The following is a 16,129-nucleotide window of genomic DNA, read 5'->3' on the forward strand; positions in this document are numbered from 1 at the left end:
GAGTCAAGGCTCCCTGTTTTATCTGGATAGGATAACGTTAATATTGTGCTTAAGCGATTAGACTACGCAGCATCCAGGCATTTTTCTCGTGCACAGTCATGCGCTGAGTTAACAGATCCAGGGTTACCTCATCTGAGGCACCATCGGCGACCGGCACTATAGAGCGAGCCGTTTTGGCAATGGCTTCCTGACCTTTTACCAGATCTTTAATCATCTCTTCTGCGGCTGGAATACCATCCGCTTCTTTCAGATTGGTCAGCTTGGCGTACTCTTTATAAGAGCCTGGTGCAAATTCGCCCAGCGCACGGATACGCTCGGCGATTTCATCAACGGCCAACGCCAGCTCATTGTACTGGGTTTCGAATAGGGTGTGCAGCGTCTGAAACATCGGGCCGGTCACGTTCCAGTGGTAATTATGGGTTTTCAGGTACAACGTATAGGTATCCGCCAACAATACAGACAAACCGTGGGCAATGGCTTTACGTTGCTCTTCATCAATACCGATATTAATCTTCATTCGACACTCCCGTTATTTGTTCAGGTATAAAAAACAATAGCTAAAAAATAGCATAGCTACCTGAATTTCTGAATTAAGTTTTATTTACGTTTATTGATCTGGGGCCTGAAAATAAAAAAAACAACCCCTAAGTCTGGCTTAGGGGTTGTCTGGTAACAGGAAGTCAGCTAATTGATATTAGGCTTGCAAGGCCAGTTGCCTTGCCAGGTATTCGTCATAGCTACCGACGAAATCACGCACTTCCTGATCAGTGATTTCAATAATCCGGCTGGCCAGCGAAGACACAAATTCGCGGTCATGGCTGACAAATAGTAAAGTGCCCTTGTAATTTTCCAATGCCAGGTTCAGGGATTCAATCGATTCCATATCCAGGTGGTTGGTCGGTTCATCCATAATCAGAATATTTGGCCGCTGTAACATCAGCTTACCGAATAACATCCGGCCCTGCTCACCACCCGATAACACCTTCACGGATTTTTTAATCTCATCCTGAGAGAATAATAAGCGGCCTAAAATGCCACGGATTGCCTGCTCATCATCAGATGGCTGTTTCCACTGGCTCATCCAGTCAAATAAGGTCATATCTTCAGCAAAATCATGCGCATGATCCTGCGCATAGTAGCCAATATTCACGTTTTCTGACCATTTTACGGTGCCGCTTTCTGGTGTTAGATCGCCAACCAGGCATTTAAGTAAGGTTGATTTACCAATACCGTTGGTACCGAGGATTGCCACTTTTTCACCCACCTCAACCGTCAGCTTCAGGTTTTTAAACAGCTTGTGTTCAGTAAAGCCTTTGGTTAGCCCTTCGACTTCTAATGCCAGACGATACAGGCCTTTTTGCTGCTCAAAGCGGATAAAGGGGTTAACCCGGCTGGACGCTTTTACTTCCTCTAGCTTAATCTTATCAATCTGTTTAGCGCGGCTGGTGGCCTGACGGGCCTTAGAGGCATTGGCTGAGAAACGGCTAACGAAAGTCTGCAACTCAGCGATCTGCGCTTTTTTCTTGGCATTATCGGCCAATAAACGCTCCCGCGCCTGTGTCGCCGCTGTCATATACTCATCGTAGTTACCCGGGTAAACCCGCAACTCACCAAAGTCCAGATCAGCCATATGGGTACAGACACTGTTTAAAAAGTGCCGGTCGTGCGAAATAATCACCATGGTCGAGTTACGCTCGGCCAATACGTTTTCCAGCCAGCGAATAGTATTGATGTCCAGGTTGTTGGTCGGTTCGTCCAGCAACATAATATCCGGATCAGCAAACAGCACCTGCGCCAGCAATACCCGCAGTTTAAAACCCGGCGCCACCGCAGACATTAAGCCATAGTGTTGTTCAATTGGAATACCTACGCCCAAAAGCAGTTCACCGGCGCGAGATTCGGCGGAATAGCCATCCATCTCACCAAAAGCCACCTCCAGATCGGCGACGCGCATACCGTCTTCTTCTGACATCTCCGGATCCGCATAGATCCGATCCCGCTCGGCTTTTACCGCCCACAGTTCAGCGTGGCCCATAATCACGGTATCAATCACTGAGTACTGTTCAAAGGCGAACTGATCCTGATGCAGTTTGGCCACACGGTAATTCGGCTCAACAAAGACATTACCCGCAGTCGGCTCCATTTCACCGCTCAGAATTTTCATAAAGGTTGACTTACCGCAGCCATTGGCGCCAATTAAGCCATAACGATTACCGTCACCAAACTTAATGGAGATATTTTCAAACAGCGGCTTAGCGCCAAACTGCATGGTTACATTATTGGTAGAAATCACTGCGGGAACCTATTGTTGCTGCCGGAAAAAAGGGGCGTATCATACGCTGTTATGCGGAAAAACTCAAAGTTAGTGCGCCAGCAAAACACAACGGGCCAGAAAAGGCCCGTTGCTGGTTAAACTGTATTACATTAGAGCGCTTCAGCGACTGCCTTGGCGGTAAGCTCAGTGATCTTTGCCCAGTCCTTAGCGGCTACCGCGCTGTCAGGTACAATCCAGGAACCGCCAACACAACTGACATTTGGCAGGGCCAGATACTCACGAAAGTTCTGCTCGTTAATGCCACCTGTTGGGCAAAACCGGATATCAGCAAAGGGACCATAAATCGATTTTAACGTTTTTACGCCACCGGCGGCTTCCGCCGGAAAGAATTTAAAATGGGTATAACCCAAACCTGTGCCTTCCATCAGCTCAGAGATACTGGCGATACCGGGGATCAGCGGAATGCTGGCCTCTTTGCCGGCTTGCAGTAGCTCACGGGTTAAGCCTGGACTAATTGCAAACTTGGCGCCGGCGGCTGCGACTTGTGCCAGTTGCTCTGGGTTAGTCACAGTACCGGCACCGACCACAGCTTCTGGTACCTGCTTGGCTAAAAGCTTAATCGCTTCCAGCGCTACCGGCGTGCGCAATGTCACTTCTAATACTTTAATGCCACCCGCTAGTAAGGCTTTCGCCATTGGTACGGCGTCAGCCAAATCTTTAATCACAATAACCGGTACCACCGGGCCCATTGCAAACAACACTGACGGTTGTAACTGCCAATTCGTAAATGCCATAACTTAACCTGCCAATGTTTGTTTTAAATAGACGGCTGCGCCCAGTAAGCCCGGCTGTTCAGCGGTGACGATAAAGGTTGGGATCTGTTGATTAAAGCCCGCGAACCGGCCTTTGGCCTCAAAGCGAGCGCGAAACTCGCTGCTACCGAGCAACGGCAGTAACTTCGGTACTATTCCCCCCGCGACATAAACTCCACCGAAGGTGCTGAGTGTCAGCGCCAAATCGCCGGCTACCGCGCCTAAACTGGCGTAAAACTGCGCTACCGCATCTTTCGCAAGTTGCGATTGGCCAGATAATGCCTGTTGACCAATCTCACCGGCAGTAAGAGGTGCTACCTCGAGTTTCTGAAAAACCGCCAGTGCCTGATAAATGGCTTCAAGTCCGGGACCTGATAGCAGTCGCTCTGGCGACACATGTCCATACTGTGCCGCCAGTTGGCGCTGAATAAACCACTCCTGCTCAGTTTGCGCTGCCCAGTCCACATGACCGCCCTCACCTGGCAAAGGTAAAAACTTACCGTCGACCGGGAGTAAATGCGCGACGCCTAAACCGGTGCCGGCACCTAACACTGCCATGGGTTTGTTGGCCTGCGCCTGACCGCCGCCAATCTGGATTTTCTGATCTTCTGCCAGCGCCGGTAAACACATCGCTACTGCAGTGAAGTCGTTCATCACCAATAAGGTGTTTAACTGCAGCTCAGCTTGCATGGCTTTGATCGAAAATTGCCAGTGGAAATTAGTCATTTTCACGTTATCGCCGTTCACCGGACAGGCAATAGCAATGGCGACGTCTTTAATCGCCGTTAAGCCCAGTTGCTGCTGATAATGTTGTAACGCCGCGGCCAGAGTCGGAAAATCGGCGCACGGATAAACCGCTACTTGATCCAGCGCCAGCGTATCCAGTGCCACCCGGCTAAAGCGGGCATTAGTGCCGCCGATATCAGCGACGATCGCGAATTGGCGTTCAGCCATGCAGATGCTCCTCCGTGACAAATAAGCTGCAAGCGCCCTGCTCGGCACCGGTTAACTGCAGACGCATGGCACCAAACATCTCGCGGCCCATACCGTACAGGTTATGGCTCAGATCCGCTGTGGCCGGGGTACGGGCTGCAAACTCAGCGGCATCAACCAACACTTCCAGTTTGCCGGTTTCGCCATCGACCAGCAGCAAATCGCCGGTTTGAATCCGGGCAATATTGCCACCGTCCAAGGCTTCAGGTGTAACATGGATAGCCGCCGGTACCTTACCTGAGGCACCCGACATCCGGCCGTCAGTGACCAGAGCCACTTTAAACCCTTTATCCTGTAACACACCAAGTGGTGGCGTTAACTTATGTAGCTCGGGCATACCGCTGGCTTTGGGACCCTGGAACCGCACTACCACCACACAATCCTTATTCAGCTCACCGGCTTTAAACGCGGCTTCTAATTCATGCTGGCTATGAAAGACTACAGCTGGCGCTTTAACCACTTCGGTGCCTGGCCGCAGTGCTGAGGTTTTCAGTACCGCGCGACCGATATTGCCGGATAACACCTGTAAACCACCGGTAGCTTTAAAGGGCTTATCAACCGTGGTTAAGACGTCCGGATCCTGAGACTGCAGCGGTGCATCCACCCAGCGCAACTTCCCGTTTTCCAGCAGCGGCTGCTGGGTATAACGGCGTAAACCAAAACCGGCTACTGTCTGCACATCTTCATGTAACAGGCCTGCGTCTAATAGCGTCCGGATCAGGAAAGGCACGCCACCGGCATGTTGAAAGTGGTTAATATCGGCCTGACCGTTCGGGTAAATTTTTGCCAGTAGCGGTGTAGCTTGTGATAACTCTGCAAAATCATCCCAATTCACAATAAAGCCAGCCGCGCGGGCCACGGCAATTAAATGCATGGTATGGTTGGTAGAACCACCGGTTGCCAATAAACCCACTATGCCATTGACCACCACCTTAGCATCGACCAACTTACCAATTGGCAGGTAATCGGTACCCAGATCGGTCAGGCGGGTCACCTGGCGCGCAGCGGCGCGGGTGAGCTCATCACGCAGCGGCGTGTAAGGGTTGATAAAAGACGAGCCAGGTAGATGCAGGCCCATCACCTCTACCACTAACTGGTTAGAGTTGGCGGTACCGTAGAAAGTACAGGTACCGGCAGCATGGTAGGATTTTGCTTCGGCTTCCAGCAGTTCTTCTTTACCGACCTTGCCTTCGGCAAACAGCTGGCGAACCCGGGCTTTTTCTTTGTTCGGAATACCAGACGGCATGGGGCCGGCGGGCACAAACACAAAGGGCAAATGACCAAAACTGAGCGCAGCTAACAATAAACCCGGCACTATTTTGTCACAGATCCCAAGCATCAGGCCGCCATCAAACATATTGTGAGATAAGCCAATAGCTGCCGCCATCGCGATATTATCGCGGCTGATTAAGCTCAGCTCCATTCCCGGCTGGCCCTGGGTCACACCATCACACATGGCGGCGACACCACCGGCAAACTGTGCCACGCTACCCACTTCGGCCACCGCTTTTTTAATGATCTCCGGGTAGAACTGGTAGGGCTGATGTGCTGACAGCATATCGTTGTAAGACGAGATAATAGCGATATTGGCTTTGGTCAGACTACGCAGATCGCTTTTTTCGGAGGCATTACAAGCGGCAAAGCCATGCGCCAGGTTACCACAACTGAGCGCCCCGCGATGAGGCCCCTTGCGACGGGCTTCTTCAAGCCGGTCCAGGTAAATAGCCCGGCTTTTGCTGCTACGGGCAATAATTCGGTCGGTGACGCGCTGAATAACTGGGTTCATGGTTAACCTCTAACTTGGCGAGTACAGCACTGCCATTGGCACCGCTGTTTGATGTAAAAAGGCACGGATTGGCATCGCGAACTCATCCGTTGCTCCCTGCGCTTGCTCCAGCACCTTCAGCTTGCTACTGCCAACCAAATGTAAAAACAACTGTCGGCTTTGTAGTAAGCGCGCTTTACTCAGGGTGATCCGCTGATAAGGCGCTGTGGTCGGGCTGGTGGCCAATACCACAGGGGCATTATCCGCCATGCCGGCCGCTAACTCTGCACAACACGGAAATAAAGAAGCAGTATGGCCATCTTCACCCATGCCGAGGATCACCGCATCAAAGGTCGGCAACGCAGACAGCCGATTGGCAATAACTGGCACCGCGGCATAAGCATCATCGGCAGCGGCATATAAACTGATAAAACGGGCGCTGGCAGCATGGCGTTGCAACAAGGTATTACGTACTAAACGCTCGTTGCTATGCTCGGCATCCGGCGGTAAATAGCGATCATCAGCCAGTAACACTGTTACTTTTTCCCAAGCCAGAGGTGTGTCCGCCAATTTGGCAAATAACACCTGCGGTGTGCGGCCACCCGATACCACCAGATAAGCAGCGCCGCGCTCAGCAATTGCCTGTTCTAAGATGGTGACTAGCTGAGCAGCAAAGGCGTCGTTTAACGCATCGCTGTTCACAAACTGTTGTAGTTGCATCTTACTCATCCCAGTTACGTTCATCGCGCGCCATCATTGAAATGGCCGCTACCGGACCCCAGGTACCAGCCTGATAGGCTTTTGGCGGTTCATTACTGTCTTTCCAGGCTTGCAGAATGCTGTCAACCCACTTCCAGGCTTGCTCAACTTCGTCGCGACGCACGAACAAATATTGATTTCCCAACATCGCCTCTAACAACAGACGCTCATAAGCATCAGCGATGCGTTGCGACTTAAAGGTTTCGTCAAAACTTAAGTCTAGCTTGCTCTGCTGCAGTCGCATATGTTCGCCCAGCCCCGGGATTTTGTTCATCATTTGAATTTCAACCCCCTCATCGGGCTGCAAGCGGATAATCAACTTGTTGGCGGGCAGATCGCGGTAGGTGTCGCGAAAAATATTGTGCGGCTGTGGTTTAAAACAAATCACCACTTCACTGTGCTTTTTCGGCATCCGCTTGCCGGTACGCAGGTAGAAAGGCACACCGGCCCAGCGCCAGTTATCGATATCCACTTTAATCGCAACAAAGGTTTCGGTTTTACTGTTGGGCCTTGCGCCCTCTTCCTCTAAATAACCGGGTACCGCCTGACCAGCAACAAAGCCGGCGCTGTATTGGCCACGCACGGTTTTTTCCTGCACGTTGCTCTGATCGATTTTACGCAGTGCTTTTAATACTTTGAGCTTTTCATCCCGAATGCTATCAGCGTCCAGTCTTGCCGGGGGCTCCATTGCAATCAGCGATAACACCTGCAGCAAGTGGTTTTGCACCATATCGCGCATCTGACCTGCATCATCGTAGTAGCTCCAACGGCCCTCTACCCCAACCTCTTCCGCCACGGTAATTTGCACATGATCGATGGCATTATGATCCCAATTCGAAGCAAAAATGGCGTTGGCAAAACGCAGTGCTAACAGGTTTAACACCGTTTCTTTACCCAGGTAATGGTCAATACGGTAAATCTGAGATTCTTTAAAGTATTCAGCAACCTGGTCATTAATGACTTTAGACGATGCCAGATCGTGACCAATTGGCTTTTCCAGCACGACCCGTGATGGCTCGGCGGCTAAGCCGGCTTCAGCCAGGCCGCGGCATAAATCACCAAAAAGCGCAGGCGGGGTAGCAAAATAGCTGACAGTGATTCTTTTACTCGGCTCAGTAACCGCCGCCAGCTTCTGGTAATCGCTAATTTTGGTCATATCCAGCTGCACATATTGCAGCTTGGCTGCCAGCGATTGCCAGACGTTCTCATCCAACGCTTCTTTTTTCAGAAAACGAACCAGATTGGTTTTAACCAGCTCAACATAACTGCTGCGGTCCAGTTCATCCCGGGCAACACCGATGATTTGCGACTGTTCACACAGTAACCCGGCTTTTTCTAACTGATATAAGGCTGGCAGTAACTTACGGCGGGCGAGATCGCCTTTGGTACCGAATAAAATTAAATCACATGCCTGGTTTGGGGTGGTTGTCATAACTCAGCCTATAAAGAAGATGTAATTTTACAACACTTAACCCAGTCTAGCTGACTGATAAGCGGTTGTAAACGCCAAATACTGTAATTAAATTACAAAATACTGGCTGTTAAGCGTGATTGGATTATTATAGTGTAGCCTTGATCGCATTCCGGATAAATTGTGGTAAATTTAATACCGTTTTGTCCGCCAGAGTGAAAGCAGACAACTCAGCTAACAAGGCGTCGTCATAATACGCCGATAAAAACGCACTATAGCATAGCCCTCCTAGCACGAGGACGGACAAGCGCAGGTAACCACGAATGAATGTACTGGAAAAAATCGTAAGCAGTGTCAACAACTTTAGCAAGTCTGAGCGCAAAGTTGCCGATGTCATTCTGGCGAATCCGCAGGTGACGATCCACAGTAGTATTGCGGCGCTGGCCAAGATGGCCGATGTGAGTGAACCGACCGTCAATCGTTTCTGCCGCCGCCTGGATACGAAAGGATTTCCGGATTTTAAATTACACCTGGCACAAAGCCTGGCGAATGGCACTCCTTATGTAAACCGACACGTTGAAGAGGAAGATGGCCCTGAAGCCTACACCGCTAAGATCTTTGAATCAACAATGGCAGCGCTGGATACGGCACGTCAGCGGGTCGATATCAGCACCATCAATAAAGCAGTTGATGTGCTGACGCAGGCGAAAAAAATCTCCTTCTTTGGCTTGGGGGCCTCGGCGTCGGTCGCTCACGATGCGCAGAATAAATTCTTCCGTTTTAATGTGCCGGTAGTCTGCTTTGACGACATCGTGATGCAGCGGATGTCAGCAATAAACAGCACTGAAGGTGATGTCGTAGTCTGTATCAGTCATACCGGTCGCACTAAAAATCTGTGTGAAATTGCCGCTATTGCAAAAGAAAATGATGCCACCGTCATCGGTATTACTGCTTATGAAAGCCCCCTGGCGCGTGAGTGCTCGTTAGTACTGTCGTTGGATGTACCTGAAGATACCGATCTTTATATGCCAATGGCATCGCGGGTCGCACAGCTGGTACTGATTGATATCCTGGCAACGGGTTTTACTTTAAGACGTGGCAGCAAGTTTAGAGAGAACCTGAAAAAAGTTAAAGACAGTCTGCGTGGCTCACGCTTTGATAAAAAAGATATGTCACTCTAAAGCGTGTTACTGCTCAGACATGTAATTTATATTCAAATTTAACCTGTATTCTGTAATAAAATTACATTAGACTACGACACACTATGCCAAGTGCGTCATTAGCGGGAGTTTCTAATGTTAAGAAGAACCAAGATCGTTGCCACCCTGGGGCCAGCGACCAACAGCCAGGCTGTTATCGAAAAACTTATCCAAGCCGGCGCCACTGTGTTCCGGCTTAATTTTTCTCACGGCTCAGCCGATGACCACAAAGCCCGGGCGCAGATGGTACGCGCAGCTGCCGAGAAAGTCGGTGCTCATGTCGCTATCTTAGGTGATTTGCAAGGTCCGAAGATCCGGGTTTCAACCTTCAGAAACAATGCCGTTATGCTGGAAGAAGGACAAGATTTTGTACTCGATGCCAGCTTGCCGAAAGGTGAAGGCGATGAGACTCAGGTCGGGATCGATTACAAACAGCTGCCGCAGGATGTCAAAGCCGGCGATCTGTTATTACTTGACGATGGCCGTATTCAATTGCAGGTTACGGCAGTTCAGGGCGAGCGCGTTACGACGTCCGTCGTCGTTGGTGGCAAGCTAAGTAATAACAAAGGTATTAACCGCCAGGGTGGCGGTTTAACTGCGCCAGCCCTCACCGATAAAGATAAGCGCGATATTATTACTGCTGCCGAAATTGATGTCGATTACCTAGCGGTATCGTTCCCTCGCTGTGGCGACGACCTGCGTTATGCCCGTGAGTTGGCGGTTGCGGCAGGCTCTGAAGCGCGCATTATGGCTAAAGTCGAACGGGCCGAAGCCGTTGCGGATGACGCCACCCTGGATGATATTATCAAGGCCTCTGATGCCGTGATGGTAGCCCGGGGCGATCTGGGTGTTGAAATTGGTGATGCTGAACTGGTTGGCCAGCAAAAGCGCATTATCGCCCGCTCACGGCAGTTAAACCGCATCGTGATCACGGCAACCCAGATGATGGAAAGCATGATTGAAAGTCCGATGCCAACCCGTGCTGAAGTGATGGACGTTGCGAACGCAGTACTGGACGGCACCGACGGCGTGATGTTATCGGCCGAAACTGCTGCCGGTAAGTACCCGATCGAAACCGTCAAAGCTATGGTGCGCGTTTGTAACGGTGCGGAAAAACATCCGTCAGTGCAAAGCTCAAAACACCGGATGAACCTGACGTTCTCTGAGGTTAGCGAAACCATCGCCTTATCCGCGATGTATGCAGCAAACCATCTGGAAGGCATTAAGGCTATTATTACCCTGACCGAGTCAGGCTATACTGCTAAATTGATGTCGCGGATTACCTCACCACAACCGATTTATGCCCTATCCCGCCATACCCGCACTCTGAATAAAATGGCGATGTACCGCGGCGTTTATCCGGCATTCTTTGACAGTACTGAAGTCTCTGCGGCAGAGATGGCGGATAAAGCAATTGACGTGATCCGTGATAAAGCCGGGCTGAAAAGTGGTGATCTGGTGATTATGACTCACGGTGATGTAATGGAGACGGTAGGCGCATCCAATACCTGTAGAATTGTTACCGTAAAATAACGATCTCATTCTGAAAAAAATGGCCCTGATTAGGGCCATTTTTCGTTTACCCGCAGTGCACGTTACAACACATCTCGCTGTAGTTTTCGAACCTTACGCGCCGCCCGGTATTGCACAAACTGCGGTGCCAGTGCGGTAAGTGCCGAGCCGGCCACTACCAGACAGGCTCCTACTAACGACCAGCCATTCAGTTCTTGCGCCCGCACCAGCTCCGGCCAGATCCAAGCCAATAACTTAGCACTGCCAATGGTAATTAATGGCGTTATCGCCAGCACGGCACTTACTTTTGAGGCTTCCCAGTGATGCAGCGCTTCGGCAAAGGCACCATATGCCACCACGGTATTTAAACAGCAGAATAACAATAAACCCCACTGCAAGGTGCTAAAGGTCGCTAATGGCTGAAGATCAGACACCGGTATAAAAGCCAGCGCACCGGCAAAATAAATCAGATACATAATCTGCTTTGAGCTGTAATTTACCAGTAACTGTTTCTGAGCCAGCGCGTAGGCCGCCCAGGTAACGGCAGCTGCGATCACCAATAATACGCCGAGCGTTTCAGAGCTGGCCTGAGCAATCAACGTCAGCAGACGCTCGTTAAAAAACATCAGTAAACCAGTAACCAAGGTCCAGGCACCAATTTTCTGCCACAACAATAAGCGTTCTTTAAAAATCCAGATCCCACCTAACATCATTAAGAACGGCGCCAGCTGGATCACTGTTTGCGCCGTTTCCGCGCTTAATCTATCCAAACCGGTTAAATACAAAATATAGTTAAGCAGCAAACCGACAATCGAAATCGCCAGCAACACCGCTAATTTTGGGCGTTTTAACAGAACAAGCGTCGGCAGCTTACCCCTAAAGCCCAGCCAGACGCCAACGATAACGGCGGCAGCGAGAAAGCGAATCGCAGTGATGGTATTAGCAGTCACTACCTCAAGTAAAATTTTTAAGGCAATGGGTAACACGCCCCAAAGCACAGCAGTGGTAAGCGCAAGCAAAAAGCCTAACAGCGTTTTTCCGGTAATTTGATGCATCAGCGGGATCCTAAAAGCGACTGCACGGACGGCAGTGTTGCTATTGTCGCGCAAACGAACGTACCTGTCCTGTGCTTTTCGTATTCTTGCGACAAATCAAGGTAATCTGCCGACTAACGCTTATACTGATCTCAAATCATCATTAAGGAGCATGCAAATGAATAGGATCAAACGTTTGGCGGTGCTGACTTCAGGTGGCGATGCGCCAGGCATGAACGCCGCCATCCGCGCGATTCAACTGACGGCTGCCGCCTGCAATGTTGAAGTGATTGGCTTTAAACATGGCTATAACGGTTTGTTCGAGCAGGAATATAAGACGCTGCTTGGCCATCATGTACAAAATATTATTCAGCGCGGCGGCACCATTTTAAAAAGTGCCCGCTGCCCTGCACTGCAAACGCCGGATGGCCCGGCACAGGCGGCCGCGACCTTGCATCAATTGGATATTGATGCGCTGATCGTGATTGGTGGTGACGGCAGCTTTCGCGGTGCGCTGAAAATTGCCAAACACTATCAGGGGCAAATTATTGGCGTACCCGGCACCATCGATAACGATGTTGATGGTACCGACAACACCATTGGTTATGCCACCGCTATTGATACGGCGCTGGATGCCATTGATAAAATTCGTGACACCGCCGATGCCTTTGAACGGATTTTTTTGGTTGAGCTAATGGGACGCCATAGTGGCTATATTACGCTGTCAGCCGGGATTGCAGCCGGCGCTGAACAGATTATCTGCCCGGAGTTTGGCAGCCTGAGTCCGGATGATCTGCGTTCAGTGATTACGCCTATTCAACACGCACAACTGCTACTAGGTAAAAGTAGTTATATTATTGTGGTTGCCGAAAATAGCTATCCAGGCGGCACCACTGCCCTGGCTGAAGCCCTCAGTCACGCCATTGGCATTGAATGTCGCGCCTGTATCTTAGGTCATATTCAGCGTGGTGGCAGCCCGGTAGGTGCCGATCGGATCCTAGGCACAAAACTGGGTGCCTTTGCCGTTGAGCAACTGTTACAAGGGGCGCATTTGCAAATGGCCGGCGAAATTAATGGTGAAGCCGTGCTGTACCCGCTTTCGAAAACCGGCGAACGCCAGAAAGCCATCGATCCTTTCCTGGTCCGCTGGCAGCAACAAGTTGGCAGTTACTGATAATAAAAAGGTGCACTCTGCTGCACCTTTTTATTGCGATTTAAAACGAAAGTAGCAGGCTTTAATGACTAAACACCTGCTTTACGCGATCCTTATAACTACGGCTGACCTTGACTGCCTGGCCATTGGTTAGCACCAGTTGATGCTCCCCATTAGTCAGCATCTGCAGCTTGGCGATGGTATTGACGTTGACAATCGCAGAGCGATGTACCCGCACAAATAACCGCGGATCCAACTCACTTTCCAGCTCTTTCATAGTACGCCGCAAAATATGGGTTTGACCATCCCGGGTGTGGATACACATATAGTCACCGGCGGCATCAACCCAATCAATATCCTGTACCTGTACCCGCGTAATTTCACCGCTGTCTTTAATGCTAATAGCTTCCGGGTACCGGTCATTCACCACTGGCTCAGCTTTATCCAGACGTTCCAGTATATGGTCTGGCTGGTCGCCGGTCAGGCGAGCTACCGCAGCCGCCAGCTGATCGGTACGCTTTTGACTATCAGCAGCATTATGGAAGGTTAATACTTTTTCTACCGCAGCTTTAAGGCGCTCCGGCTCTACCGGTTTTAAGACATAATCAACAGCCTGTACCTCAAAAGCATTAAACGCATAGTGGTCATAGGCCGTAACAAACACAATATAAGGCAGCCGCGTATTCTGCTGCTGCAAGGCTTTTAAAACCGCAAAACCATCCATGCCGGGCATTTCGACATCTAAAAACACCAAATCCGGTGCTGCCGTGCTGATAGCAGCGATGGCATCCGGGCCATTAGCACATTCAGCAACCACCTGCAGCTCAGGAAAAGCCGCCAGGCGTACTAACATGCCTTTGCGGGCCAGAGGTTCATCGTCTACTACTATGACTTTAAGCATTGTCCGTTTCCGTTTGTTCTAGTTGTAATGGAATTCTGATATTCACTTTTACGCCACGTGGCTGATTTTGGGTTAGTACCAGGGCAAAATCATTGTCATACAGCGCGGCCAGTCGTTCACGGGTGTTCACCAGGCCAACACCGCTGCCATTATCCGCTGTTTTATCGGCCACAACAATGTCTGGTAACCCCGGGCCATTGTCTGCGACTTCTAACAGCAGGTCGTGACCGAATTTACGGGCGGTGATCACGATCTCGCCGCCATTAACCTCGCGTGCCACTGCATATTTGATCGCGTTTTCAATCAGCGGCTGCAGGATCAAACTGGGCACCAGCGCCTTCTCAGTACCAGGCTCAATATCAATACCGATCGACAGGCGCTCAGAAAAACGCACTTTCTCTATTTCCAGATACAGCCTGGCAGCATAGATTTCCTGCTCCAGCGGTACCTTGTTAATGGGATCTTTGTATAAAGAATAGCGTAAAAAATCACTTAACCGACTGACCATTTTATTGGCAGTGTCGTTATCGTTGATCAGCACCAGGGTAGAAATAGCATTTAGGGTATTAAACAAAAAGTGCGGATTGAGCTGATAACGCAGCATTTTTAGCTGCGCTTCATGCGCTTTGTTCATCGCAGTCAGCGATTTTTGTTTTTCTGCCTGCAGAGTCTGGTAATACTTGATGCCAAAATACAAACCACTCCAGCTTAGCATTACATAAAACGCCGCCGGCGTATCTTTGATATATAACAGCCAGTCACTGGGCCGGTAACCGTGGCGGTAAATTTCCCAATAGTTAAAATTGCGGATCACTGTCCAGAACATGGCAATCAGCAAGGCGACCACTAACACGGTCAGGATCATCTTCCATGGGTGCCAGGCCCAGATTGAACGATACAGATAGCGCAGAGGTATCGTCAGCAGCCAGCCAACGTAGGCATCTAAACTGATGACAATCAGATAAGCATCGCGGGTATCCAGCACCAGTGAGCTCAGGTAATTTACAATCGCGAAACCCAACCAGCCCAGGGTGTGTAGGATCCAAAACTGGCGGTTGCGGTCTTCAAACAGCTTATTCAAATTCGATGCCGGAAATTACAGAATAATACGATTATTATACGGTGACTTAGCCACAATGCCGCTACCACCTGCCGTGTTTCGACAGACATTAATCGCAAGCAGGCGGTCGCTTACGATTAACATCTGCTAAGCAGTCTAATAGCGAATGCGTAAGCGTTTTAAAATAAAGCCCAGTAACCAGGCCGGGCCAATCAATAAAAACGCCAGATCCTGAAAAAACGATGGCTTTTTGCCCTCAATCTTATGGCCGATAAACTGCAGGATCCACATCAGCACAAACACCAACAGCGATAATTGCCAGATCTCCAGCACACTCTGTTGCTCCAGCGCTCGCAATAAGGTCACCGCTGCTGCAGTAAAGATGGTCATGCCAAGACCAATACTAAAAGACAACAAAAAGTAAAACAGCAGTGCGGGCAGAATCAGCAGTAATGCCCAGTTGATGCCCTGCTCAGCAAAACCGGCAAAGGGCATCGGAATTTGCCACAGCAGCCCCAGCACCGTGATGTAAATAATGGGCACCGCAAACCAGTGGATCAGTTTATTGACGGGATTTTGATGGCTGACAGCGTATTCGCTAAACCATTGCTCGGCTGTTTTCATGACGACCTCTTTTAACGGGGCTTATTTTGAACGAACATAACAAGGTCGGGCCAGTAACACAAGTAGCCCGACACTGCCAGCGGCAAACTAGCCCAGTACTGGTGTCGGTTTACGCTCGTCATCCAGCGCCACAAAGGTAAAGCTACCGGAAATAGCTTTATGCTGATTATCGTCGTACATATGCTCAACAAAGATATCGACCTGAACCTTGATGCTGGTGCGGCCTACATGCGCCACCCGAGCTACCAACTCCAGAATAGTCCCGGCCGGGATCGATTCTTTAAAGTCGCCCCGATCTGAACATACCGTTACTAATGGCTTGCGACAGAAGCGCGTGGCGGCGATAAAGGCGGCTTCGTCCATCCAGGCTAAGGCTTCGCCACCAAATAAGGTGTTATGGTGGTTGGTGCGGCCCGGGAACACCGTTTTAGTAACACGCGTAACCGCGTACTCGATTCTTTTTTGGATAAGCGCTTCATTTGCCATAACAAAACCTACTGGTAATATAAAGCTGCTATTATACGTGAAGCTATAATGGCGTGTGGCAATGTCGCTACCGTTTTTGCTGCTTTAAACAGCAGTCGCAGCAGTTAAAGTCAGTGCCTGAACTATGCGCTTAAAACATGCATCT

Annotated in this window: 15 protein-coding genes; 3 read left to right on the top strand and 12 right to left on the bottom strand. The window is 50.1% G+C overall.

Going from position 1 to position 16,129, the window contains the following annotated elements:
• Positions 1–49 precede the first annotated feature (49 nt).
• The 7 genes from AEST_RS08840 to zwf all read right to left on the bottom strand — a co-directional run bounded on the left by AEST_RS08840 (position 50) and on the right by zwf (position 8,036).
• On the bottom strand, positions 50–517 hold the full coding sequence (locus AEST_RS08840) for a Dps family protein (RefSeq protein ID WP_008608545.1): 468 nt from the start codon (positions 515–517) through the stop codon (positions 50–52).
• 177 nt (positions 518–694) lie between these two features.
• Positions 695–2,293, bottom strand: a complete 1,599-nt coding sequence (locus AEST_RS08845) for an ABC-F family ATPase (protein WP_008608547.1) — start codon at positions 2,291–2,293, stop codon at positions 695–697.
• Positions 2,294–2,424: 131 nt separating this feature from the next.
• A complete protein-coding gene (locus tag AEST_RS08850) occupies positions 2,425–3,069 on the bottom strand; it encodes a bifunctional 4-hydroxy-2-oxoglutarate aldolase/2-dehydro-3-deoxy-phosphogluconate aldolase (protein ID WP_008608548.1) in 645 nt (214 codons plus the stop codon).
• Positions 3,070–3,072: 3 nt separating this feature from the next.
• Entirely contained in the window at positions 3,073–4,041 is a 969-nt protein-coding gene (locus AEST_RS08855) for a glucokinase (protein ID WP_008608549.1), read from the bottom strand.
• Positions 4,034–5,866 (bottom strand): phosphogluconate dehydratase, encoded by a 1,833-nt coding sequence (gene edd, locus AEST_RS08860; RefSeq protein ID WP_008608550.1) that lies wholly within the window; start codon positions 5,864–5,866, stop codon positions 4,034–4,036. Before edd ends, AEST_RS08855 begins: the two co-directional genes overlap by 8 nt.
• A 9-nt stretch (positions 5,867–5,875) precedes the next feature.
• Complete coding sequence (pgl, locus tag AEST_RS08865) at positions 5,876–6,565, bottom strand: 6-phosphogluconolactonase (RefSeq protein WP_008608551.1); 690 nt, start codon at positions 6,563–6,565, stop codon at positions 5,876–5,878.
• Position 6,566: 1 nt separating this feature from the next.
• Entirely contained in the window at positions 6,567–8,036 is a 1,470-nt protein-coding gene (zwf, locus tag AEST_RS08870) for a glucose-6-phosphate dehydrogenase (RefSeq protein ID WP_008608552.1), read from the bottom strand.
• Positions 8,037–8,338: 302 nt separating this feature from the next.
• On the opposite strand from zwf, the gene AEST_RS08875 reads away from it, so the two are divergent.
• Positions 8,339–9,196: a MurR/RpiR family transcriptional regulator gene (locus tag AEST_RS08875; protein ID WP_008608553.1), complete on the top strand. Its 858-nt coding sequence runs from the start codon at positions 8,339–8,341 to the stop codon at positions 9,194–9,196.
• Between the two features lie 114 nt (positions 9,197–9,310).
• The gene (gene pyk / locus AEST_RS08880) at positions 9,311–10,747 is read left to right on the top strand and encodes a pyruvate kinase (protein WP_008608554.1); all 1,437 of its coding nucleotides are present in this window, start codon (positions 9,311–9,313) and stop codon (positions 10,745–10,747) included.
• Positions 10,748–10,809: 62 nt separating this feature from the next.
• Here pyk and AEST_RS08885 read toward each other — a convergent pair whose 3' ends face one another.
• Positions 10,810–11,781 (bottom strand): DMT family transporter, encoded by a 972-nt coding sequence (locus AEST_RS08885; protein WP_008608555.1) that lies wholly within the window; start codon positions 11,779–11,781, stop codon positions 10,810–10,812.
• A 157-nt stretch (positions 11,782–11,938) separates the two neighbouring features.
• Between AEST_RS08885 and AEST_RS08890 the strand changes: the two genes are divergently transcribed.
• A complete protein-coding gene (locus tag AEST_RS08890) occupies positions 11,939–12,934 on the top strand; it encodes an ATP-dependent 6-phosphofructokinase (protein WP_008608556.1) in 996 nt (331 codons plus the stop codon).
• Positions 12,935–12,995: 61 nt separating this feature from the next.
• Here the strand turns inward: AEST_RS08890 and AEST_RS08895 are convergent, their stop codons facing one another.
• The 4 genes from AEST_RS08895 to AEST_RS08910 all read right to left on the bottom strand — a co-directional run bounded on the left by AEST_RS08895 (position 12,996) and on the right by AEST_RS08910 (position 15,984).
• Positions 12,996–13,814 (bottom strand): LytR/AlgR family response regulator transcription factor, encoded by an 819-nt coding sequence (locus AEST_RS08895; protein WP_008608557.1) that lies wholly within the window; start codon positions 13,812–13,814, stop codon positions 12,996–12,998.
• On the bottom strand, positions 13,807–14,895 hold the full coding sequence (locus AEST_RS08900) for a sensor histidine kinase (protein ID WP_008608559.1): 1,089 nt from the start codon (positions 14,893–14,895) through the stop codon (positions 13,807–13,809). The genes AEST_RS08895 and AEST_RS08900 overlap by 8 nt, the downstream gene beginning before the upstream one ends.
• Before the next feature lie 135 nt (positions 14,896–15,030).
• Positions 15,031–15,498, bottom strand: coding sequence for an Mpo1 family 2-hydroxy fatty acid dioxygenase (locus AEST_RS08905; RefSeq protein ID WP_008608561.1), 468 nt, complete (start codon positions 15,496–15,498; stop codon positions 15,031–15,033).
• Positions 15,499–15,585: 87 nt separating this feature from the next.
• On the bottom strand, positions 15,586–15,984 hold the full coding sequence (locus tag AEST_RS08910) for an acyl-CoA thioesterase (RefSeq protein ID WP_008608562.1): 399 nt from the start codon (positions 15,982–15,984) through the stop codon (positions 15,586–15,588).
• Positions 15,985–16,129: the final 145 nt, after the last annotated feature.

It is taken from the genome of Alishewanella aestuarii B11 (assembly GCF_000280055.1).
Lineage (GTDB): Bacteria > Pseudomonadota > Gammaproteobacteria > Enterobacterales > Alteromonadaceae > Alishewanella > Alishewanella aestuarii.

Coding starts and splice junctions, on each gene's coding strand:
- AEST_RS08840 (WP_008608545.1), bottom strand. CDS start 517: ATGAAGATTAATATCGGTATTGATGAAGAGCAACGTAAAGCCATTGCC.
- AEST_RS08850 (WP_008608548.1), bottom strand. CDS start 3,069: ATGGCATTTACGAATTGGCAGTTACAACCGTCAGTGTTGTTTGCAATG.
- AEST_RS08855 (WP_008608549.1), bottom strand. CDS start 4,041: ATGGCTGAACGCCAATTCGCGATCGTCGCTGATATCGGCGGCACTAAT.
- edd (WP_008608550.1), bottom strand. CDS start 5,866: ATGAACCCAGTTATTCAGCGCGTCACCGACCGAATTATTGCCCGTAGC.
- pgl (WP_008608551.1), bottom strand. CDS start 6,565: ATGCAACTACAACAGTTTGTGAACAGCGATGCGTTAAACGACGCCTTT.
- zwf (WP_008608552.1), bottom strand. CDS start 8,036: ATGACAACCACCCCAAACCAGGCATGTGATTTAATTTTATTCGGTACC.
- AEST_RS08875 (WP_008608553.1), top strand. CDS start 8,339: ATGAATGTACTGGAAAAAATCGTAAGCAGTGTCAACAACTTTAGCAAG.
- pyk (WP_008608554.1), top strand. CDS start 9,311: ATGTTAAGAAGAACCAAGATCGTTGCCACCCTGGGGCCAGCGACCAAC.
- AEST_RS08885 (WP_008608555.1), bottom strand. CDS start 11,781: ATGCATCAAATTACCGGAAAAACGCTGTTAGGCTTTTTGCTTGCGCTT.
- AEST_RS08890 (WP_008608556.1), top strand. CDS start 11,939: ATGAATAGGATCAAACGTTTGGCGGTGCTGACTTCAGGTGGCGATGCG.
- AEST_RS08895 (WP_008608557.1), bottom strand. CDS start 13,814: ATGCTTAAAGTCATAGTAGTAGACGATGAACCTCTGGCCCGCAAAGGC.
- AEST_RS08905 (WP_008608561.1), bottom strand. CDS start 15,498: ATGAAAACAGCCGAGCAATGGTTTAGCGAATACGCTGTCAGCCATCAA.
- AEST_RS08910 (WP_008608562.1), bottom strand. CDS start 15,984: ATGGCAAATGAAGCGCTTATCCAAAAAAGAATCGAGTACGCGGTTACG.